The sequence below is a fragment of the Rathayibacter sp. VKM Ac-2762 genome (assembly GCF_009866585.1).
Taxonomy (GTDB): domain Bacteria; phylum Actinomycetota; class Actinomycetes; order Actinomycetales; family Microbacteriaceae; genus Rathayibacter.
On the sequence record NZ_CP047419.1, the window covers coordinates 2,439,810 to 2,460,392 of the forward strand.

Consider the following 20,583-nt stretch of genomic DNA (forward strand, 5'->3'; position numbering starts at 1 on the left):
AAACGGCGGGCCCCGCCACGGCGCGGAAGAGGGTTCCTCCGCGCCGCGACCGGGCCCGCCGTGAGCGCCGAGTGTTACGGCGTGGGCATGCCGCCGTTGACGTGCAGCGTCTCGCCGACGACGTAGCTCGACTCCGGGGAGGCGAGGAACACGTAGGCGGGAGCGAGCTCGGCCGGCTGGCCCCAGCGTCCGAGCGGCGTCTGCGAGCCGACCTCGGGCAGCTTGTCGGACGGCTGGCCGCCCGCGGTCTGCAGCGGCGTCCAGATCGGGCCCGGGGCGACGACGTTCACGCGGATCCCCTTGGGCGCGAGCTGCTGCGCGAGCGCCTTCGAGAACGTGTTGATCGTGGCCTTCGTGCTGGCGTAGTCGACCAGCATCGGCGACGGCTGGTAGGCCTGGATCGACGAGGTGCTGATGATCGCGGAGCCCGGGGCGAGGTGCGGCACGGCCGCCTTCGTCATCCAGAACATCGCGTAGACGTTGGTCTTGAAGGTCTCGTCGAACTGCTCGTCCGAGAGCTCGAGGAAGTCCTCGACGTGCTGCTGCTTGCCCGCGTTGTTGACGAGGATGTCGAGTCCGCCCAGGCCCTCGACGGCCTTCGCGACGGCGCCCACCGCGAAGTCGTGGTCGGTGATGTCACCGGGGATGGCGACGGCGGTGCGGCCGGCCTCCTCGATCAGCGCGACGACCTTCTTCGCGTCCGACTCCTCCTCGGGGAGGTAGACGATCGCGACGTCGGCGCCCTCGCGGGCGTAGGCGATGGCGACGGCCGCGCCGATGCCCGAGTCGCCTCCGGTGACGAGCGCCTTGCGCCCGGTCAGACGGCCGGAGCCGCGGTAGGTCGACTCGCCGCGGTCGGCGGGGTCGTCCATCTTCGAGTCGAGGCCGGAGCCCTCCTGGTACTGGGCCTCCGTGTCGATGTCGGCGAACATCGCGGTCGGGTCTTGGAACGTGTACTGGTCGTTCTGCGGAGTCTGGTCGTTCTGCGAGGTCATGTCTCGACGCTAGGCGCGCGGGATCGGCGGCCGCGCGTGCTTGACAGCCCCGATCCGCCAGGACACAGGAGGTCTTCAGGAGCCGCGGAGCCCCCCGGATCGGGGAGAATGGTGCGGTGACCCGCGACGACTCCCTGTCCTTCGACACCACGGCGCCGCTGCCCGGCTGGCAGCACGCCTACTCCGGCAAGGTGCGCGACCTCTACACCCCCGACGACGCCGACCCCGTGCTCGGCGCCGACCGCATGCTCGTCGTCGCCAGCGACCGGGTCAGCGCGTACGACGCGGTCCTCGAGCCCGGGATCCCCGGCAAGGGCGAGCTGCTGACCACGCTCTCCCTCTGGTGGTTCGCGCAGCTCTCCGACGTCCCCAACCACCTGATCCCGGGCGCGATCCCCGAGGCGGTCCGCGGCCGGTCGATGCTGGTGAAGACGCTCGACATGTTCCCGATCGAGTGCGTCGTGCGCGGCTACCTCTCCGGCAGCGGCTGGAAGGAGTACCGGGAGACGGGCTCCGTCTGCGGCGTCCCGCTCCCCGAGGGCCTCCACGACGGCGACGCGCTCCCCGAGCCGATCTACACCCCGGCCTGGAAGGCCCCGCAGGGCGAGCACGACGAGAACATCACCTTCGAGCGCACGGTCGAGATCGTCGGGGAGGAGGCCGCGGAGGCGCTGCGCACCCTCTCGCTCGCGGTCTTCCGCGAGGCGTCCACCATCGCCCTGGCCCGCGGCGTGCTGCTGGCCGACACGAAGTTCGAGTTCGGGGTCGACCGCGGGACCGGAGTCGTCACCCTCGGCGACGAGGTCCTCACGAGCGACTCCTCCCGCTACTGGGACGCCGACGACTACGACGCCGGCATCCGCGGCCGCTCGTTCGACAAGCAGATCGTGCGCGACTGGCTCTCCGACAACTGGGACGGCCAGGGCCTCCCGCCGACCCTCCCGTCCGAGATCGTCGAGCGCACGGCCGCGCGCTACCGCGAGCTCATCGAGCGCCTCACGCGCTGAGGCACCGGAACGACCTGTGGACGATCACCACCCTCGCGTCCGGCTGGAGGCCCGCGGCGAGGATCCGGACGAGGCGCGGCACAGCCTCGCGCGGCTCTACAACGGCGACGAGTGGCGCGCCGCCACCACCGCGGCCGACTTCAGCTACCGCTACGCGGCCATCGGCGACGGCGGGATGACCCTCCGCACCTCGCGGATGTCCGGGCGCCTCGCGGGCGGCGTGGGCGACTCGGACGACGTCGTCGTGCAGTGGATCGTGGGCGGCTCCGGCCGGATCGACGTCGGCCGCGCCTCGATCGCGATGGAGGAGAACCGTCCCGTCCTCTTCCCCGTCGGCCGGCCGTTCGCCTTCGACTACGTCGACTTCGACCAGCGCCTGGTGCACCTCGACCGGGGAGTGGTCGACCGGGTCGCCGCCGAGCGCGGCCTCGTCGGCTCCCTCGTCTTCGACTCCGAGCACCGCCCCGACGCCGCGGCGATCCGCCGCTGGCGCACGGCCGTCGCCGACTCCGCCCGCGCGCTGCGCAGCGAGCGCGTCGAGCCGCTGCTCTGGGACGAGCTCACCCGTGCCACGGCCTCCGCGCTGCTCGACCTCTACCCTCCGGAGTCCGCTCCGGTCCCGCCCGAGCTCCTCGCCCCCCGGAACGCACGGATCCGCACGGCCGTCGAGTACGTGCACGCCCACTGCAGCGAGCCGATCGGCCCCGCCGAGATGGCGGCGGCGTCGGGCCTGACCGTCCGGGGCCTGCAGTCCGCGTTCCAGCGGGTGCTCGGGATGCGCCCGATCGCCTACCTGCGCCTGGTGCGGCTCGACCGCGCACGGGAGGAGCTCGCCGTGAGTCCGCCCCTCGGGACGACGGTCGCCGCCGTCGCCCGGCACTGGGGCTTCGGGAACGCGGGCCGCTTCAGCGCGGCCTACGCGGAGCGATTCGGCGAGTCGCCGAGCGCCACGCTGCAGCGCTGATCAGTCGACGAGCTCGGGCGGCGGCTGCCCCTCGAGGATGCGGCTGAGGCCGTCGAGCAGCACCGCGACGGTCGCGGCCTCCGATTCGGGCACCTTCGCGACCATCGCGCGGATCTGCTCGTAGGTCGGGTCGTCGGTGCCGACGATGGCCTTCTGCGCGCGCTCCGTCAGGCAGAGGATGCGGCCGCGCCCGTCGGACGGGTCGGGAGTGCGGTCCACGTAGCCGGCGCGGGCGAGGCGGTCGACGAGGAGGGAGACGGCCGCCGTCGTGATCGACAGGGCCGCGGACAGGTCGACGGCGCGGACGATCTCGTCGCGCCGCTCCCCGACCCCGATCAGCCGCAGGGCCGCGAGATCCGTGGCGCCGATGCCCAGGCGGCGCTCCACGCGGCCGTCGTAGTCGCGCTCCGCCGTGCGCAATCGCGTGAGCAGAGCGAACAGGTCTGGCCGAGCGTCCATCGAGGTGCACCTTCCGAGCGGCAGGCGCCCCGGACGGGAACTCGCTGCCCCCATCGAACCACTTCTCCGGCGATCGGACGGCGTGTGTCCCGAAAGCGCAGTCGGCGCCGAGACTGTTAGTCAACCGACTTAGCAATACCTAGTGTCGACGGTGCGGCACGCCTTCCGTGCGCCGCCGACGGTGAGGAGGTGCGCGCGATGGGACGACTGCTCTACGGCGCACCCGCCAGCTCGCACTCCTTCGAGGACCGCGCCCTGGCCCACCTCCAGACCGTGATCACCTCGCGGTTCCGCCGCGGCGAGGGCTTCCTCCTGACGATCGAGGACGCCGAGGGCCGCCGGTCCGAACTGTGGCTCCACCCCGGCATCCCCACCCGCTACGAGTACGACGGCACCGCCGCGATCGAGCTGAACCCGCACTGGCTGCGCGAGCTCTCGAACGCCTCGAACGGTCGCCTCGGCCTCCACCTCCTCCCCGAAACCTCGTCGCCCGACGACCTCTCCGTGAAGAAGATCCCCGCATGAGCGACCACAACGGCACACTGTTCCGGCGCGGAGGCACCGTCCGCTTCGTCCGCTGGATCTCCTCCCGCGACGGCGGCTGGGCCCCCGAGATCGTGCAGGGGCGCTACCTCGAGCGCGACGACCGCGGCTGGCTGGTCGAGATCGAGGGCACCCCGACGGTGCTCGCGAAGGACGACTGGGCCGTCTACCGCTGACCGGCTCTGCGCTCGGCGTACTGTTGAGCAGGTGCGTTCTCGTGATCGCCGCGGCATCACCTCGGCTCCCCTCCTCCTGACGACCATCGGAACGACGAGCCTCGTCTTCCTCTGCGCGTTCGAGTCGCTCGCCGTGACGACGATCATGCCGATCGTCAGCGCCGACCTCGACGGCCGCGCCCTCTACCCCCTGGCCTTCGCGGCGACGCTCGCCGCCGCCGTGGTCGGGATGGTCGCGGCCGGCTCCTCGGCCGACCGCCGCGGCCCGACGCCGTCGCTCGTGGTCGCGATCCTGCTCTTCACCCTGGGTCTCGTCGCCGCGGGCGCCGCGCAGGCGATGCCGGTCTTCGTGGCGGCCCGCCTGCTGCAGGGGCTGGGCAGCGGAGGGATCACCGTCACCCTCTACGTGCTCGTCGCGCGGGTCTACCCGAGCGAGCTGCATCCGAGGATCTTCGGCGCCTTCGCCGCGGCCTGGGTCGTGCCGTCGCTGGTGGGGCCGCTGGTGGCCGGAGTCGTCGCCGAGCTCGCGAGCTGGCACTGGGTCTTCTTCGGAGTCGTCGCCCTGGTGGCCCTCGCGAGCGCCGCGATCGCGCCGACGCTCCGCTCGCTCGAGCCGCGCGAGCGCCTCCCGTTCGATCGCCGGGCAGTGGGCCGCATCGCCCGCGCCGTGGTCGTCTCGGCCGGAGTCGTCGTGCTGAGCACGAGCGCCGAGCTCGCGCCCGACCTCGCCGGGCTCCTGGCCGCGGCCGCCGTGGTGGTCGTGGTCGTGGCGGTTCGCGCGCTCCTGCCCGCGGGCACGCTGCGCGCCCGGGGCGTCCTGCCGTCGGTGATCCTCCTCCGCGCCCTCGTCGCCGCGGCGTTCTTCGGCACCGAGGTCTACCTGCCGCTGCTGCTCTCGGAGCAGTACGGCCTGCCGCCCTGGCTCTCGGGCGCCATGCTCACCGCGGGCGCCGTCTCCTGGGCTCTCGGCTCGAACATCCAGGGACGCCCGGGTACCCGCCTCAGCCACGGCGGAGCGATGCGGCTCGGCACGTCGCTCGTGCTCGCCGGCATCGGAGTCGTGCTGCTCGTCACGGTGCTCGCCCTCAGCCCGATCGTCGCGGGCGTGGGCTGGTTCCTGGCCGGCGGCGGCATGGGCACGATGTTCCCGCGGATGGGGACGATGACGCTCGCGCTCTCCGCTCCGGGCCGGGAGGGCTTCAACAGCTCGGCCCTGCAGATCGCCGACTCGACCGGCGCCTCGGTCTCCCTCGCGCTGACGGGCCTCCTCGCGGCGGCGGTCACCGGGCTGATCGGGGCCGGGACCGGGGTCTTCGCCGCGACCTTCTCGTACGCCGCACTGATCGCGATCGTCGCGGTCGGTCTGGCCGGCCGGCTCGACGGGCTCCTGCGCCGCGAGGGACGCCGGGAGCCCGCCGAGCAGGCTCAGCTGTAGAGCGACTCCGGCACGTCGAGGCCGTAGATCGCGCGGCCGGACGACCAGATCACCGAGCAGGCGGCCCGGAGCAGATCGGTCGCGTCGTCGCCGGCGTCCACGATCACCACGGAGTCGCCGTCGAGGCGGACCTTGGCGCCGCGGACGGCGTGCGTGCCGTTCCGCGAGACCGTCGTCGCCGGGTAGGGCAGGTGCAGCTCGCGAAGGTCGCCGAGGATGTACGTCGGCCGGAGCTTGGGCTCCGCGGCGAGGAGCTGCTTGGCCCGGTCGATCCCGGTGAGCACGTGGGCGCTCTCCATGTCTGCGCCGTTCGCGCCGGCGATGTCGGTGTCGAGCCGGTCGCCGAGGAACAGCGGGTTCGTCGAGCCGAAGCGCGCGGTCGCCGCGTCGAAGATGGCCCGCTCGGGCTTGCCCGCGACGACCGGGAGCCGGCCGACCGCGGTGTGCACGGCCGAGACGAGGGTCCCGTTGCCCGGGGCGATGCCGCGCGCGACGGGGATCGTCCAGTCGGTGTTCGTCGCGACCCACGGGATCCCCGTGTGGAGCGCGAACGAGGCCTCGGCCAGCTGCTCCCAGCCGACCGTGGGTGCGAAGCCCTGGATGACCGCCGCCGGCGAGTCCTCCGCGCTGCGCGTCACGGTGAACCCGGCGCGCTCGACCTCGGAGGTGAGGCCCTCCGCCCCGACGACGAGGATCGTCGAGCCGGCCGGCACCAGGTCGGCGAGCAGCACGACCGCTGCCTGCGGGGAGGTGACGACGTCCTCGGGCCGGACGCTCAGCCCCAGCTCGGAGAGGTGCCCGGCGACGGAGGCGTCCGTGCGGGAGGCGTTGTTGGTGATGTAGCCGACCCGCAGCGTCTCGGCCGCGCGGTTGAGGCTCTCCACCGCGAAGGGGATCGCGTCGGCGCCCTTGTAGACGACCCCGTCGAGGTCGGCCAGGACGGAGTCGCGGCCGTCGAGGGGAGTGGGCTCAGTCCTGCTGCTGCGGAACATCGGCGTCCTCCTCGGTGGTGTCGGCGGGTTCGACCGACTCGTCGGCGGTCGGCTCCGCCGAGTCGAGAGCCTCATCCGGGTCCGTCTCGGCGAGATCGTCGGACTCGAGGGACTCGTCCGCGAAGGTCGGCTCGTCCGTGTCGACGAGGTCGGCGTCGGCGTCAGCGCTCGCGTCGGCGTCGTCCGCGTCCGCGTCGTCGTCGTCGTCGATCTCCTCGGACACAGTCCGGTGGACCTCGTCCTCGTCCGCGTCGTCGACGGCGGTCGGGCCTTCCTCGTCGTCCAGGTAGTCGTCCGCGTCGTCGACCGCGGTCCCTTCCTCGGCGCGATCGGGAGCGGACGCGGCGTCGGCCGACTCGTGCTCCTCCTCGATCACCTCGATCGTCTCGTCGTCACCGCCGCCCTCGGCCGCGAAGACGGCCTGCGCCGCGATGTCGGCGCGACGCTGCCACTCGGCCGCCTCCTCGGAGCGGCCGACCTCCTCGAGGACGAGTGCGTAGGCGGCGAAGAGATCCGGGCTGTACGAGAACGCGCGGTCCGGGTCCAGCTGCGGGATCTCGAGCTCCATGAGAGCGAGCTCCGCCTGCCCGAGGTCGAGGCGGGCGCCGGACATGGCGATCGCCAGCGACACCTGCGCGCCGGGGCTCAGCGTGGTGCGGTCGATCGACCGTCCCAGCTCGAGCGCCTTGTCGGGTCGGCCGACGCCGCGCTCGGAGTCGACCATCAGCGGCACCTGCTCGTCCGAGCCGGAGATCCTGCGGAAGGTGCGCAGCTCGCGCAGCGCCAGGGCGAAGTCGCCCGTCGCGTACGCCGAGATGGCCAGCGACTCGCGGACCACGGCGATACGTCCCGCGCGGCGGGCCGCCGAGAGCACGTGGCGGTGCGCCAGCTCGGGGTCCTCCTCGAGGAGGCGGCCGGCCATCACCAGGTGACGGGCGACCCATTCGGCGTTGTCCTTCGAGAGCGTGCGCAGCTCGTTGCGGGCGACCTTGTCGAGGTCCTTGGCCTGCACGTCGTCCGGAAGGTCCGGGTCGTCGTGGCGCGGACGCACCGACTGGAGGGAGCGCCGCTCGCGCTCCTCCTCGGTGAGCTCCGGCTCCTCGCGGGGGCCGCCGCGTCCGCCGCCGAAGCCCTCGCGTCCGCGTCCGCCGCCCTGGCGGTCTCCGCCGCCACGACGATCGTCCGACCACGGCCTGCTTCCCCCGTCGCGCGATCCACCACGGAACGGAGGACGCGAGTCCCCGTCACGCTGCGGACGAGAGTCGCCACCACCACGGTAGGAAGGGCGGGAGTCTCCATCCCGCTGCGGACGCGAGTCCCCACCTCCACGGTAAGGAGGCCGGGAGTCCCCGTCACGCTGGGGACGCGAGTCGCCACCGCGATAGGGAGGACGCGAGTCACCGTCCCGCTGCGGACGCGAGTCCCCACCTCCACGGTAAGGAGGACGGGAGTCCCCATCGCGCTGAGGACGGGAATCCCCACCCCCGCGGTAAGGAGGACGAGAGTCACTGTCACGCTGCGGACGAGAGTCGCCGCCACCGCGGTACGGAGGACGCGAGTCACCATCACGCTGCGGACGCGAGTCGCCGCCACCGCGATAAGGAGAACGAGACTCACCATCGCGCTGTGGACGGGAATCCCCACCACCACGGTAAGGAGGACGAGAGTCGCCGTCTCGCTGCGGACGAGAGTCGCCACCGCGATAAGGAGGACGAGAGTCCCCATCGCGCTGCGGACGGGAATCCCCACCACCACGGTAAGGAGGACGCGAGTCACCATCACGCTGCGGACGCGAATCCCCACCGCCACGGTAAGGAGGACGGGAGTCCCCGTCGCGCTGCGGACGGGAATCGCCATCACGCTGCGGACGGGAGTCCCCGTCGCGCTGCGGACGGGAATCGCCACCACCGCGGTACGGAGGACGCGAGTCACCATCACGCTGCGGACGGGAGTCGCCACCGCCACGATAGGGAGGACGAGCATCACCGTCGCGGCGGGGGCGGGAACCGCCCGAGCCGCCGCGATCGTTCGAGGAGCCGCCGGGGCCGCCGGCGCGAGGCGGCCGCTCGTCACGACGTCCGGAGTCCCGGTCGTTGCGGTCGGATCCTGAGTCGTCCATGCGTTCCTCGCCTGTCGTGGTGATGCTCTGTGGAGTTGACCCGCCCGAGGGCGGGGAGGACGGCCGTAACCGTCGCACCACCCTAACCCGCACCGCGCTCCAGTGAGCAGCGGGGATCCGAGGTGGTGGTTAAACAGCGATGGCCACCCATTTCTGGGTGGCCATCGTGAATGGTGTCCGGCGGTGTCCTACTCTCCCACAGGGTCCCCCCTGCAGTACCATCGGCGCTGAGAGTCTTAGCTTCCGGGTTCGGAATGTGACCGGGCGTTTCCCTCTCGCTATGGCCGCCGTAACCCTGGCGACACACGCGCCCGAGGGCACATGGTCAAATCTGGGTTACACGCCGTGCGTGTATTCAATTGTTCCGCTCCTCCCGAAGGAGGATGCGGGGTGCCCGTCTTCTGGGAACCACAAAGTGGACGCAAGCAATCTCTGACCACTCCTACCAGCCTTTACAACGGTATGAGTGTAGTGATTATCAAGTTATCGGCTTATTAGTACCGGTCAGCTCCGACAGTCTTTAGTCCTGTCTTCCACATCCGGCCTATCAACCCAGTCGTCTGGCTGGGAGCCTCTCCCCCGAAGGGATGGAAATCTCATCTCGAAGCCGGCTTCCCGCTTAGATGCTTTCAGCGGTTATCCGTTCCGAACGTAGCTAATCAGCGGTGCTCCTGGCGGAACAACTGACACACCAGAGGTTCGTCCATCCCGGTCCTCTCGTACTAGGGATAGATCTTCTCAAATTTCCTGCGCGCGCAGCGGATAGGGACCGAACTGTCTCACGACGTTCTAAACCCAGCTCGCGTACCGCTTTAATGGGCGAACAGCCCAACCCTTGGGACCTACTCCAGCCCCAGGATGCGACGAGCCGACATCGAGGTGCCAAACCATGCCGTCGATATGGACTCTTGGGCAAGATCAGCCTGTTATCCCCGAGGTACCTTTTATCCGTTGAGCGACAGCGCTTCCACAAGCCACTGCCGGATCACTAGTCCCGACTTTCGTCCCTGCTCGACTTGTCAGTCTCACAGTCAAGCTCCCTTGTGCACTTACACTCGCCACCTGATTGCCAACCAGGTTGAGGGAACCTTTGGGCGCCTCCGTTACTCTTTGGGAGGCAACCGCCCCAGTTAAACTACCCATCAGGCACTGTCCCTGAACCCGATTAGGGTCCGAAGTTAGATATCCAGAGTGACCAGAGTGGTATTTCAACAATGACTCCACGAACACTAGCGTGCCCGCTTCAACGTCTCCCACCTATCCTACACAAGCCACACCGAACACCAATACCAAACTATAGTAAAGGTCACGGGGTCTTTCCGTCCTGCTGCGCGTAACGAGCATCTTTACTCGTAATGCAATTTCGCCGAGTTCGCGGTTGAGACAGCTGGGAAGTCGTTACGCCATTCGTGCAGGTCGGAACTTACCCGACAAGGAATTTCGCTACCTTAGGATGGTTATAGTTACCACCGCCGTTTACTGGGGCTTAAATTCTCAGCTTCGCCTTGCGGCTAACCGTTCCTCTTAACCTTCCAGCACCGGGCAGGCGTCAGTCCGTATACATCGTCTTGCGACTTAGCACGGACCTGTGTTTTTAGTAAACAGTCGCTTCCCACTGGTCTCTGCGGCCATCGAACGCTCCCGGAGCAAGTCCGTTCACGCCTCAGGCCCCCCTTCTCCCGAAGTTACGGGGGCATTTTGCCGAGTTCCTTAACCACGATTCTCTCGATCTCCTTAGTATTCTCTACCTGACCACCTGAGTCGGTTTGGGGTACGGGCAGCTAGAACCTCGCGTCGATGCTTTTCTTGGCAGCATAGGATCACCGATTTCGACTTGCGTCTACCCATCAGATCTCAGGCTGTATGAACGACGGATTTGCCTATCGTTCGCCCTACATCCTTAGACCGGGACAACCATCGCCCGGCTCGGCTACCTTCCTGCGTCACACCTGTTAATACGCTAAACGCACCAGCACGGGGTCGTACGCTAGGCCCAACGCTTCACCCCGAAGGGATCCATCAAAGGGATTCAGATACTTAGCACTACTGGATTGTCTTGGGCGGTTCTTCGCCGGTACGGGAATATCAACCCGTTGTCCATCGACTACGCCTGTCGGCCTCGCCTTAGGTCCCGACTTACCCAGGGAAGATTAGCTTGACCCTGGAACCCTTGGTCTTCCGGAGGACGGGTTTCTCACCCGTCTTTCGCTACTCATGCCTGCATTCTCACTCGTGTGGCATCCACGGCTGGTTCACACCGCCGCTTCACTCGCCACACGACGCTCTCCTACCCATCAACACGGCTGGACCACGAAGGCCTACCACTAATGTCAATGCCACAACTTCGGTGGCGTGCTTGAGCCCCGTTACATTGTCGGCGCGGAATCACTTGACCAGTGAGCTATTACGCACTCTTTCAAGGGTGGCTGCTTCTAAGCCAACCTCCTGGTTGTCTGTGCAACTCCACATCCTTTCCCACTTAGCACGCGCTTAGGGACCTTAGTTGGTGGTCTGGGTTGTTTCCCTCTCGACTATGAAGCTTATCCCCCACAGTCTCACTGCTGCGCTCTCACTTACCGGCATTCGGAGTTTGGCTGACGTCAGTAAGCTTTTGGGCCCCATCGGCCATCCAGTAGCTCTACCTCCGGCAAGAAACACGCAACGCTGCACCTAAATGCATTTCGGAGAGAACCAGCTATCACGAAGTTTGATTGGCCTTTCACCCCTATCCACAGCTCATCCCCTCCATTTTCAACTGAAGTGGGTTCGGTCCTCCACGACGTCTTACCGTCGCTTCAACCTGGCCATGGATAGATCACTTCGCTTCGGGTCTAGACCCTGCGACTGAATCGCCCTATTCGGACTCGCTTTCGCTACGGCTGCCCCACACGGGTTAACCTCGCCACAGAGCACTAACTCGCAGGCTCATTCTTCAAAAGGCACGCCGTCACCCCTACAAGGAGGCTCCGACGGTTTGTAAGCAAACGGTTTCAGGTACTATTTCACTCCCCTCCCGGGGTACTTTTCACCTTTCCCTCACGGTACTTGTCCGCTATCGGTCATCTGGGAGTATTTAGGCTTATCAGGTGGTCCTGACAGATTCACACGGGATTTCTCGGGCCCCGTGCTACTTGGGATACTCTTCACGCCATAACACCATTTCGACTACGGGGCTCGCACCCGCTCTGGCCAGGCGTTCAAACCTGTTCGTCTATGATGCGCTGTAACGTTCACCGGCCGGCAGACCGGAACGAAAAGTCCCACAACCCCGGCCATGCAACCCCTGCCGGGTATCACACATGACTCGGTTTAGCCTCTTCCGCGTTCGCTCGCCACTACTGACGGAATCACTGTTGTTTTCTCTTCCTGTGGGTACTGAGATGTTTCACTTCCCCACGTTCCCTCTACCCGCCCTATATATTCAGGCGGGAGTCACCAGGTCACCACAAGGGGCCTGGCGGGGTTTCCCCATTCGGAAATCCTCGGATCACAGCTCGTTTATCAGCTCCCCGAGGCTTATCGCAGATTACGACGTCCTTCTTCGGCTCCAGATGCCAAGGCATTCACCGTTTGCTCTTATGAACTTGCTAATCACATGAGTTAAGAAACTACAACTCGAAAAGTTGCAGATCCAATGATTTGCATGACCGCAGCCCGAAAGCCGCGCCATGCGAATCTTGTCGATCCACGACCGAAGCCGTGAATCTAAGATGCTCGCGTCCACTGTGTAGTTCTCAAAATACGGGCGGTATCCCTCTCCCACACACCCAGGCGTGAGAAAAGGATCCGGAGAGTCGACCCCGCCACCCGAAGGCAGCCGGCCCGGTCCCTCAGGACCCAACAGCGTGCATGTACCCGACTCCACCGCCCCGACGCGTTCCCAACCCGAAGGCTGTACTGACGCGAGACGATCTCACCGAGCACCTAGTTCAATGTTCCACCCATGAGCTACCAGCAAAGACATTCGCTTTGATCTGGCGCCTGGAACACCCTGCGGTGTCCAGATGCTCCTTAGAAAGGAGGTGATCCAGCCGCACCTTCCGGTACGGCTACCTTGTTACGACTTAGTCCTAATCACCGATCCCACCTTCGACAGCTCCCTCCTTGCGGTTAGGCCACTGGCTTCGGGTGTTACCGACTTTCATGACTTGACGGGCGGTGTGTACAAGGCCCGGGAACGTATTCACCGCAGCGTTGCTGATCTGCGATTACTAGCGACTCCGACTTCATGAGGTCGAGTTGCAGACCTCAATCCGAACTGAGACCGGCTTTTTGGGATTCGCTCCACCTTACGGTATCGCAGCCCTTTGTACCGGCCATTGTAGCATGCGTGAAGCCCAAGACATAAGGGGCATGATGATTTGACGTCATCCCCACCTTCCTCCGAGTTGACCCCGGCAGTCTCCTATGAGTTCCCACCATGACGTGCTGGCAACATAGAACGAGGGTTGCGCTCGTTGCGGGACTTAACCCAACATCTCACGACACGAGCTGACGACAACCATGCACCACCTGTATACCGACCTTGCGGGGCAACCATTTCTGGAAGTTTCCGGTATATGTCAAGCCTTGGTAAGGTTCTTCGCGTTGCATCGAATTAATCCGCATGCTCCGCCGCTTGTGCGGGCCCCCGTCAATTCCTTTGAGTTTTAGCCTTGCGGCCGTACTCCCCAGGCGGGGAACTTAATGCGTTAGCTGCGACACGGAGACCGTGGAAAGGTCCCCACATCTAGTTCCCAACGTTTACGGCGTGGACTACCAGGGTATCTAATCCTGTTCGCTCCCCACGCTTTCGCTCCTCAGCGTCAGTAACGGCCCAGAGAACTGCCTTCGCCATCGGTGTTCCTCCTGATATCTGCGCATTCCACCGCTACACCAGGAATTCCATTCTCCCCTACCGCACTCTAGTCTGCCCGTACCCACTGCAGGCCCGAGGTTGAGCCTCGGGTTTTCACAGCAGACGCGACAAACCGCCTACGAGCTCTTTACGCCCAATAATTCCGGACAACGCTTGCACCCTACGTATTACCGCGGCTGCTGGCACGTAGTTAGCCGGTGCTTTTTCTGCAGGTACCGTCAAGCCAAAGCCCTTCTTCCCTACTAAAAGAGGTTTACAACCCGAAGGCCGTCATCCCCCACGCGGCGTTGCTGCATCAGGCTTTCGCCCATTGTGCAATATTCCCCACTGCTGCCTCCCGTAGGAGTCTGGGCCGTGTCTCAGTCCCAGTGTGGCCGGTCACCCTCTCAGGCCGGCTACCCGTCGTCGCCTTGGTGAGCCATTACCTCACCAACTAGCTGATAGGCCGCGAGTCCATCCTTGACCGAAAAACTTTCCACCCGCACCCGATGCCGGGGCAGGTCGTATCCGGTATTAGACGCCGTTTCCAGCGCTTATCCCAGAGTCAAGGGCAGGTTACTCACGTGTTACTCACCCGTTCGCCACTAATCCACCCAGCAAGCTGGGCTTCATCGTTCGACTTGCATGTGTTAAGCACGCCGCCAGCGTTCGTCCTGAGCCAGGATCAAACTCTCCGTAAAAAAATTACGACCCCCAACCCCGAAGAGAAGGAGAGTCAAGTTTGACCTCTAGCAAATAAGACATCTCTCCGACCCGAAAGCCGGAAGCTGACATCAATTTCCAAAGGAATCCCAACCCGATCCGAAGATCAAGGCCGGGGTATAAAATTGGCATTGAACATAGTGCACGCTGTTGAGTTCTCAAGAATCGGACACATCCCGCCTCCACACCAGAACGGTGCTTCACAACGAAAGTGATCGAAGATAATGTTGCTTGCGTCATACGCGTCTTCTCGGTAGACTAGGAGAAGTTTCTTTCTCCCTGTCGCCGTGGCAACTTGTATAACTTAGCACATCCGCAGGCCGTGTCAAATCCGGCTTCTTCGCGATGCCGTCACGCTCATAGGCGCTCCGACGTTGCTCGGTTCAGGACCTGAGTCCTGCGCCGGGCGGCGAAGTTGCTGGATCCGAGGAATCCTGCGAAGGCTTTACATCCGTGCGGCAGACCTGCTCCGAAAAGCTGTCTTGCCGAGTGGATGGTCCCGATTGAGGCCGGGACGTAGGAGCTGCTGCTCTTTCCGTTTCCCTGCGGCCTTTGTGGCGACTCGGAATAAGTTACGCAGCGATCGCGGTGCTGTCAAACGACGGGCCGAAATCGCACATCCCGGGCGTGTCGAAATCAGGGGTCCTCTTCGTCGGCGCCCGGTTCCGCGGGCGGATCTTGGGTCCGAGCCGGCTGCATCGGACCGAGGCGGGCACCCGCGCGCGCGGGATCCGATCTCCACCGAGTGGAAGGACCCTTCCTGGAAACGACGAGGAGCGCGCGACCCGGATCGCTCCGGTACCGCGCGCTCCTCGAGGGGATGCCGGGACTACGCCCCGATGCCGACCGCCTCGGGGGAGACGTCCGCACCGGGAGCCGAGGGCTCGAGCGCCTCGGCGACGCGCTGCGAGAGCGACGAGTCGACGTTCGCCCAGTACTGGAGCACGCGCTGCCGCAGCTCCGGACGGGTGACCTTCGACACGTGGCCGGCGATGTTCGCGACCAGGCGGGCGCGCGCGTCGTCGTCGAGGACCTCGCGGTAGAGCGTCCCCGCCTGACCGAAGTCGTCGTCCTCCGGGTGGAGGGTCGCCGCGGCGCGCGTCAGCTCGCCGTCGGTCTCCCAGCCAGCCGACTCCGCCGCCCGGGCGGGATCGGCGTGGGCGCCGCCCATCGTGTTCGGCGCGTAGACGGGCACCTCGGACTTCTGGAAGTCGAACCGCATGGGGCCGTCCTTCGAGTACGAGTGCACCGGCGACTTCGGCGCGTTCACCGGCAGCTGCGCGTGGTTGGTCCCCACGCGGTAGCGGTGCGCGTCGGCGTAGCTGAAGATGCGCGCGAGGAGCATCTTGTCAGGGCTGGCCGCGATCCCGGGCACGAAGTTCGAGGGGGCGAACGCCGCCTGCTCGATCTGCGCGAAGTAGTTCTCGGGGTTCCTGTCGAGCGTCATGGTGCCGACCTGGATCAGCGGGTAGTCCGCGTGGGGCCAGACCTTGGTGAGGTCGAACGGGTTGAACCGGTAGGTCTTCGCGTCCTCGTACGGCATGACCTGCACGGATAGCGTCCACGAGGGGAAGTCGCCGCGGTCGATGGCGGAGGACAGGTCGCGGATGTGGAAGTCCGCGTCCTCACCGGCGATCTGGTCGGCCTGCTCCTGGCTCAGGATCTCGACGCCCTGATCGGTCTTGAAGTGGTACTTGACCCAGAAGCGCTCGCCGGCGGCGTTGATCCACTGGTAGGTGTGCGAGCCGAAGCCGTCCATGTGCCGCCACGAGGAGGGGAGGCCGCGGTCGCCCATGAGCCATGTGACCTGGTGGGCCGACTCGGGCGAGAGGGTCCAGAAGTCCCACTGCATGTCGTGGTCGCGCAGGTGGCTGCCGGGCAGGCGCTTCTGCGAGCGGATGAAGTCGGGGAACTTGATGCCGTCGCGGATGAAGAAGACGGGGGTGTTGTTGCCGACGAGGTCGTAGTTGCCCTCGCTCGTGTAGAACTTCAGCGCGAAGCCGCGGGGGTCGCGCCAGGTGTCGGGCGAGCCCTGCTCGCCGGCGACAGTGGAGAACCGCGCGAGCATCTCGGTCTCGACTCCGGGCTGGAAGAGCGCGGCACGCGTGTAGGCGCTGACGTCGGCGGTGGTGGTGAAGCGTCCGAAGGCTCCGCCGCCCTTGGCGTGGACGACCCGCTCCGGGATGCGCTCACGGTTGAACTGGGCCAGCTTCTCGACGAGGTAGTGGTCGTGGAGCGCGAGGGGTCCGTCGGCTCCGACGCTCAGCGAGTGGTCGTCACTCGCGACCGGTGCTCCGGAGTTCGTGGTGGTGAATCGTTCCTCGGTCATGTTCCTCCTGTCGGCGAGGGGCACGGAGCCCGCCGCTGCGGTGTAGCGGATGTCGGTCAGTGGGCCAGGGCCAGGCAGTCGGGGCAGGTGCCCCAGAACGTGACGTCGGCGGTGTCCACGGCGAAGCCGCTCGCGGTCTGCGGATGCAGGCACGGCGCCTCCCCGACGACGCAGTCGACGTCGGCCACGGCCCCGCAGCGCCGGCAAACCACGTGGTGGTGGTTGTCGCCGACCCGCAGCTCGAACCGGCGGGGGTGGCCCTCCGGCTCGATGCGGCGGACGATCCCGGCGTCGGTGAACGCCGACAGCACTCCGTAGACCGCCTGGGCCGAAGCCTCGGGGAGGCCCTCGCGCACTCGGGCCAGGACCGCGTCCACCCCGGAGTGCGGGTGCTCCTCGAGAGCGAGGAGCACCGCGCGCCGGGTGGCGGTGACCTTGAGCCCGGAGGCTCGGAGCCGCTCGTCCACTGTCGTCATGCCGAGGACACTACCCGAGTTGTCTTGAGCGGATCAAAACAACGGGCGGCGTGGCGCGCTCGTCCGGGTGAACGGCCGGGAACGCTCCGGCGGCCACGCGGAGGCTCCGATCAGGCGACCGGACCCTCGACCAGCACGACCTGGGCGGAGCGGGCGGCGCCCGCGGAGTCGGTCCACGAGATCGTCACCGACTCCCCGGGCTCGCGCTGCGCGAGCGAGGCGGACAGCTGGTCGGCCGAGGCGACGGCGACCCCGTCGACCGCGGTGACGACGTCCCCCGCCTCGAGGCCCGCCTGCGCGGCCGGCCCGCCCTCGACGACTCCGCCGATCGCGGCGCCGGACGCGGTGGTCCCGAGCGCGCGCGAAGTCGGCGACGCGGTGCCGGAGGAGAGGGAGACGCCGAGGAAGGCCGGGTAGCCGATCTCGACGGTGGCCGTGTCGGCGCCCGCCTCGATGGTGGCGACGATGTCCAGGGCCTTCGAGATCGGGATCGCGAAGCCGGTGATGTCGGCCGTCCCGCTGGAGGCGGCGGTGTCCATCCCCACGACGCGGCCGGCGGAGTCGACGAGCGGGCCGCCGGAGTCGCCGGAGACGATGTCTGCGTCCGTCTGGATCAGCCCGGTCAGCGTCTCGGCGGAGATCCCCGACTCGGAGCGGGTCGTGATCTGCTGATCGAGACCGGTGACCGTGCCGGTGGCGGCGACCAGGTCGCCCGTCCCTCCCGCGTTGCCGACGGCGGTCACGGTGTCGCCCACAGCGACCCCGTCCGTGTCGAGCGAGGCGGGGGTGAGGCCGGAGGCGTCCTCCAGCTGCAGGACGGCGACGTCGTTCGTCGCGTCGGTGCCGACGACGCGGGCGGTGTAGCTGCGGCCCGTCGACTCCACCGTGACCGAGATCGCGGTGGCGCCCTCGACGACGTGGTTGTTGGTGAGGATCATGCCGTCGGAGGTGAGGATCATGCCGGTGCCGGCCGAGCGGGCGCCCTGGTAGGTGAGCTCGGAGGTGATCGTGACGACGCCGGCGGTCTGCGCGGTGCTCGCGGCCACGGCGTCGGTCGCGCCGGTGGCCGGCTCGGAGGCGGAGGAGCCGCCCTGCGTCGAGCCGTACGGGGAGGAGCCGCCCTGCGTCGATCCGCCCCAGGAGGGGACGATCACGTACCCGCCGCCGAAGGATCCCCGCGAGCCGCCGGGGTAGACGATCGTGGCGGCGCCGGCCGAGGCGGAGGAGGCCGCCTCGGTGCGGCCTGCGGTGGCGACTCCGCCTGCTGTCACTCCGATCAGCACGGCGAGGCCGAGGCCGCCGGCGATCAGCGCCCGACGACGACGACGACGGTCGTCCGCGCGCAGCGCGCGCACCTCGTCGGCGCCCGTCGCCTCGGTGATGGCGGGCTGGTCGGTGAGCTCTCGCTCGTCGGATTCGTGTCGCTCGTTCATGGTGTCGTCCTCGTGCCGGGGCCGCCCCTGACGGCGACCGGTTCCCATTCCACGCCCGGCCTCCCGGCGCCGCCTGGATGTCGCTTATGCGATTCCTATGAGCGCGCACCTCCCCGAATGGTTGTAGCTTCAACCAAAAGCGGGTAGCGTCTCCGCCGTGACCACCTCCTCCCCCGACCTGCTCGCTCCCGACACCGCGATGGGCGCGGTGACCCTCCGCGTCGCCGACCTCGACGGGATGATCGCCTACTACCGCGACGCCGTGACGCTCGAGCTGCTCTCGCACGACGGACCGGTCGCGGTGCTCGGCCGCGGCGGAGTGCCGGCCGTGATCCTCCAGCACGCGCCCGAGCTGGTGCACGCCTCGCCGCGCAGCGCCGGCCTCTTCCACACGGCGATCCTCTTCGAATCGGAGGCGGCGCTCGCCGCGGCCGTGTACAGCGTCGCGACCCGGCACCCCGGCTCGTTCACCGGCAGCTCCGACCACCTGGTCAGCAAGGCCTTCTACTTCGACGACCCCGAGCACAACGGCGTCGAGCTCTACTGGGACCGCGACCGCACGCAGTGGTCGTGGACGCACGGGCGGATCGAGATGAGCACGCTCTTCCTCGACCCGAACGCGTTCCTGCAGGAGCACCTCACCGAGGAGTCGATCGCGCAGCCGCGCCTCGGCGGCGCCTCCGTCGGCCACGTGCACCTGAGCGTGGGCGACGTCGCCACCGCGAAGGAGTTCTACGTCGACCGGCTCGGCTTCGAGACGACGATCGCGTACGGCGGGCAGGCGCTCTTCGTCTCGGCGGGCGGCTACCACCACCACATGGCGATGAACACCTGGAACTCGGCGGGCGCCGGACGCCGGCAGCAGGCCCTCGGCCTCGGACAGGTCGAGATCGTGGTGCCCGGCAGCGACGACCTCGGCGCGCTCGGCGAGCGGCTGGCCCGCTCCGGAGTCGCCACCCGCGACGACGGCCGCACCCTCGCCTTCGAGGACCCCTGGGCGAACGCGATCCGCGTCACGACCTCCTGAGCGCCGCCGATCGCGGGGACCCCCGCGGGTACGATGGTCGCGCGGAAGACCGCACTCCCCCGAGACTCCGGAGAACACGGTGCCCACGATCGTCGTTGAAGTCATGCCCAAGGCCGAGCTGCTCGACCCGCAGGGGAAGGCCGTCGCCGGCGCGCTCGCGCGACTGGGCCACTCCGCCCTCCACGGCGTGCGGGTGGGCAAGCGCTTCGAGATCACCGTCGACGAGGTGACCGACGAGGTGCGCGCCTCGGTGCAGCGCATCGCCGACGAGATGCTCTCGAACTCGGTGATCGAGGACGTCGTCGGGATCCACTACCCGGCGGAGGCCGCCCGATGAGGATCGGCGTCATCACCTTCCCCGGCTCGCTCGACGACCGCGACGCCCAGCGCGCCGTCCGGTTCGCGGGTGCGGAGCCGGTCGCGCTGTGGCACGGCGACCACGACCTCGACGGCGTCGACGCGATCGTCCTGCCGGGGGGCTTCTCCTACGGCGACTACCTGCGCTGCGGCGCCATCGCCTCCCACTCCCCGATCATGCGCGAGGTCGTCGACGCGGCGAACGCCGGGACCCCGGTCCTCGGCATCTGCAACGGCTTCCAGATGCTCACCGAGGCGCACCTGCTGCCCGGCGGCCTGATCGCGAACGACATCGGATCCTTCGTCTGCCGCGACCAGCGCCTGATGGTCGCGAGCACCGAGACCGCCTGGACGAACGGCTTCGAGCCCGGCCAGGAGATCACGATCCCGCTGAAGAACGGCGAGGGCGGCTACATCGCCTCGGCCGACACGCTGCTCGAGCTCGAGGCGGAGGGACGCGTCGTCGTCCGCTACCTCGGCCACAACCCGAACGGCTCCATGAACGACATCGCCGGCATCAGCAACCGCCGCGGCAATGTGGTGGGGCTCATGCCGCACCCGGAGCACGCCGTCGAGGAGGGCTTCGGGCCCGACACTGCCGCCGCGATGCGCTCGGGTGTGGACGGGCTGACGTTCTTCACGTCGGCGCTGAAGTCGCTGCTCGCCTCCGCCTGACGCATCCGGTCCGGGCGGCTCCGCCCGCCCGCGACG

General features: G+C 67.4%; 16 protein-coding genes and 3 rRNA genes. 9 read left to right on the forward strand and 10 right to left on the reverse strand.

The annotated features are described in order from the left end of the window. Positions 1 to 74: 74 nt before the first annotated feature. Entirely contained in the window at positions 75 to 995 is a 921-nt protein-coding gene (locus GTU71_RS11495) for a glucose 1-dehydrogenase (protein ID WP_104223791.1), read from the reverse strand. Between the two features lie 116 nt (positions 996 to 1,111). Here GTU71_RS11495 and GTU71_RS11500 point away from each other — a divergent pair, with 116 nt between their 5' ends. Together GTU71_RS11500 and GTU71_RS11505 are read left to right on the forward strand one after the other, a co-directional pair. Further along, positions 1,112 to 2,002, forward strand: coding sequence for a phosphoribosylaminoimidazolesuccinocarboxamide synthase (locus tag GTU71_RS11500; protein WP_244230538.1), 891 nt, complete (start codon positions 1,112 to 1,114; stop codon positions 2,000 to 2,002). 16 nt (positions 2,003 to 2,018) lie between these two features. After that, positions 2,019 to 2,966, forward strand: coding sequence for a helix-turn-helix domain-containing protein (locus GTU71_RS11505; RefSeq protein WP_104233810.1), 948 nt, complete (start codon positions 2,019 to 2,021; stop codon positions 2,964 to 2,966). On the opposite strand, the gene GTU71_RS11510 is transcribed toward GTU71_RS11505, so the two are convergent. Then, entirely contained in the window at positions 2,967 to 3,425 is a 459-nt protein-coding gene (locus GTU71_RS11510; RefSeq protein ID WP_159940166.1) for a MarR family transcriptional regulator, read from the reverse strand. A gap of 198 nt (positions 3,426 to 3,623) precedes the next feature. On the opposite strand from GTU71_RS11510, the gene GTU71_RS11515 reads away from it, so the two are divergent. Genes GTU71_RS11515 through GTU71_RS11525 form a run of 3 tightly spaced genes read left to right on the forward strand, consistent with a single transcriptional unit; the run spans position 3,624 to position 5,579 of the window. Next, positions 3,624 to 3,950 (forward strand): hypothetical protein, encoded by a 327-nt coding sequence (locus GTU71_RS11515; protein ID WP_104223794.1) that lies wholly within the window; start codon positions 3,624 to 3,626, stop codon positions 3,948 to 3,950. Next, a complete protein-coding gene (locus tag GTU71_RS11520; protein WP_068256013.1) occupies positions 3,947 to 4,144 on the forward strand; it encodes a hypothetical protein in 198 nt (65 codons plus the stop codon). The genes GTU71_RS11515 and GTU71_RS11520 overlap by 4 nt, the downstream gene beginning before the upstream one ends. 31 nt (positions 4,145 to 4,175) lie before the next feature. Continuing rightward, complete coding sequence (locus GTU71_RS11525) at positions 4,176 to 5,579, forward strand: MFS transporter (RefSeq protein ID WP_159940168.1); 1,404 nt, start codon at positions 4,176 to 4,178, stop codon at positions 5,577 to 5,579. On the opposite strand, the gene GTU71_RS11530 is transcribed toward GTU71_RS11525, so the two are convergent. Together GTU71_RS11530 and GTU71_RS11535 are read right to left on the reverse strand one after the other, a co-directional pair. Next, complete coding sequence (locus tag GTU71_RS11530) at positions 5,570 to 6,571, reverse strand: HAD-IIA family hydrolase (protein ID WP_104226795.1); 1,002 nt, start codon at positions 6,569 to 6,571, stop codon at positions 5,570 to 5,572. The genes GTU71_RS11525 and GTU71_RS11530 overlap by 10 nt on opposite strands. After that, positions 6,549 to 7,622: a hypothetical protein gene (locus GTU71_RS11535; protein WP_244230539.1), complete on the reverse strand. Its 1,074-nt coding sequence runs from the start codon at positions 7,620 to 7,622 to the stop codon at positions 6,549 to 6,551. The genes GTU71_RS11530 and GTU71_RS11535 overlap by 23 nt, the downstream gene beginning before the upstream one ends. Here GTU71_RS11535 and GTU71_RS11540 point away from each other — a divergent pair. Beyond that, positions 7,608 to 8,681, forward strand: a complete 1,074-nt coding sequence (locus GTU71_RS11540; RefSeq protein WP_159940170.1) for a hypothetical protein — start codon at positions 7,608 to 7,610, stop codon at positions 8,679 to 8,681. The two genes, GTU71_RS11535 and GTU71_RS11540, sit on opposite strands and share 15 nt — an antisense overlap. 184 nt (positions 8,682 to 8,865) lie before the next feature. Here the strand turns inward: GTU71_RS11540 and rrf are convergent. From rrf to GTU71_RS16300, 6 genes are all read right to left on the reverse strand, one after another. Continuing rightward, a 5S ribosomal RNA gene (gene rrf / locus GTU71_RS11545) occupies positions 8,866 to 8,982 on the reverse strand. A gap of 182 nt (positions 8,983 to 9,164) precedes the next feature. Then, positions 9,165 to 12,280: ribosomal RNA gene (locus GTU71_RS11550) — 23S ribosomal RNA — on the reverse strand. Positions 12,281 to 12,705: 425 nt separating this feature from the next. Continuing rightward, positions 12,706 to 14,228, reverse strand: a 16S ribosomal RNA gene (locus GTU71_RS11555). The 16S, 23S and 5S rRNA genes sit together here, the layout of an rRNA operon. Before the next feature lie 851 nt (positions 14,229 to 15,079). After that, a complete protein-coding gene (locus GTU71_RS11560; protein WP_159940172.1) occupies positions 15,080 to 16,579 on the reverse strand; it encodes a catalase in 1,500 nt (499 codons plus the stop codon). A gap of 56 nt (positions 16,580 to 16,635) precedes the next feature. After that, positions 16,636 to 17,055 carry a Fur family transcriptional regulator gene (locus GTU71_RS11565; RefSeq protein ID WP_104222735.1) on the reverse strand — a complete coding sequence of 140 codons (420 nt, stop codon included), beginning with the start codon at positions 17,053 to 17,055 and terminating at the stop codon, positions 16,636 to 16,638. Positions 17,056 to 17,165: 110 nt separating this feature from the next. Next, positions 17,166 to 18,488 (reverse strand): trypsin-like peptidase domain-containing protein, encoded by a 1,323-nt coding sequence (locus GTU71_RS16300; RefSeq protein WP_208543585.1) that lies wholly within the window; start codon positions 18,486 to 18,488, stop codon positions 17,166 to 17,168. Positions 18,489 to 18,687: 199 nt separating this feature from the next. On the opposite strand from GTU71_RS16300, the gene GTU71_RS11575 reads away from it, so the two are divergent. The 3 genes from GTU71_RS11575 (at position 18,688) to purQ (ending at position 20,547) form a co-directional block, all read left to right on the forward strand. Then, positions 18,688 to 19,515: a VOC family protein gene (locus GTU71_RS11575; protein WP_159941233.1), complete on the forward strand. Its 828-nt coding sequence runs from the start codon at positions 18,688 to 18,690 to the stop codon at positions 19,513 to 19,515. Between the two features lie 79 nt (positions 19,516 to 19,594). After that, a complete protein-coding gene (gene purS, locus GTU71_RS11580) occupies positions 19,595 to 19,852 on the forward strand; it encodes a phosphoribosylformylglycinamidine synthase subunit PurS (protein WP_104222736.1) in 258 nt (85 codons plus the stop codon). Continuing rightward, the gene (purQ, locus tag GTU71_RS11585; protein ID WP_104222737.1) at positions 19,849 to 20,547 is read left to right on the forward strand and encodes a phosphoribosylformylglycinamidine synthase subunit PurQ; all 699 of its coding nucleotides are present in this window, start codon (positions 19,849 to 19,851) and stop codon (positions 20,545 to 20,547) included. The genes purS and purQ overlap by 4 nt, the downstream gene beginning before the upstream one ends. Positions 20,548 to 20,583 lie beyond the last annotated feature (36 nt).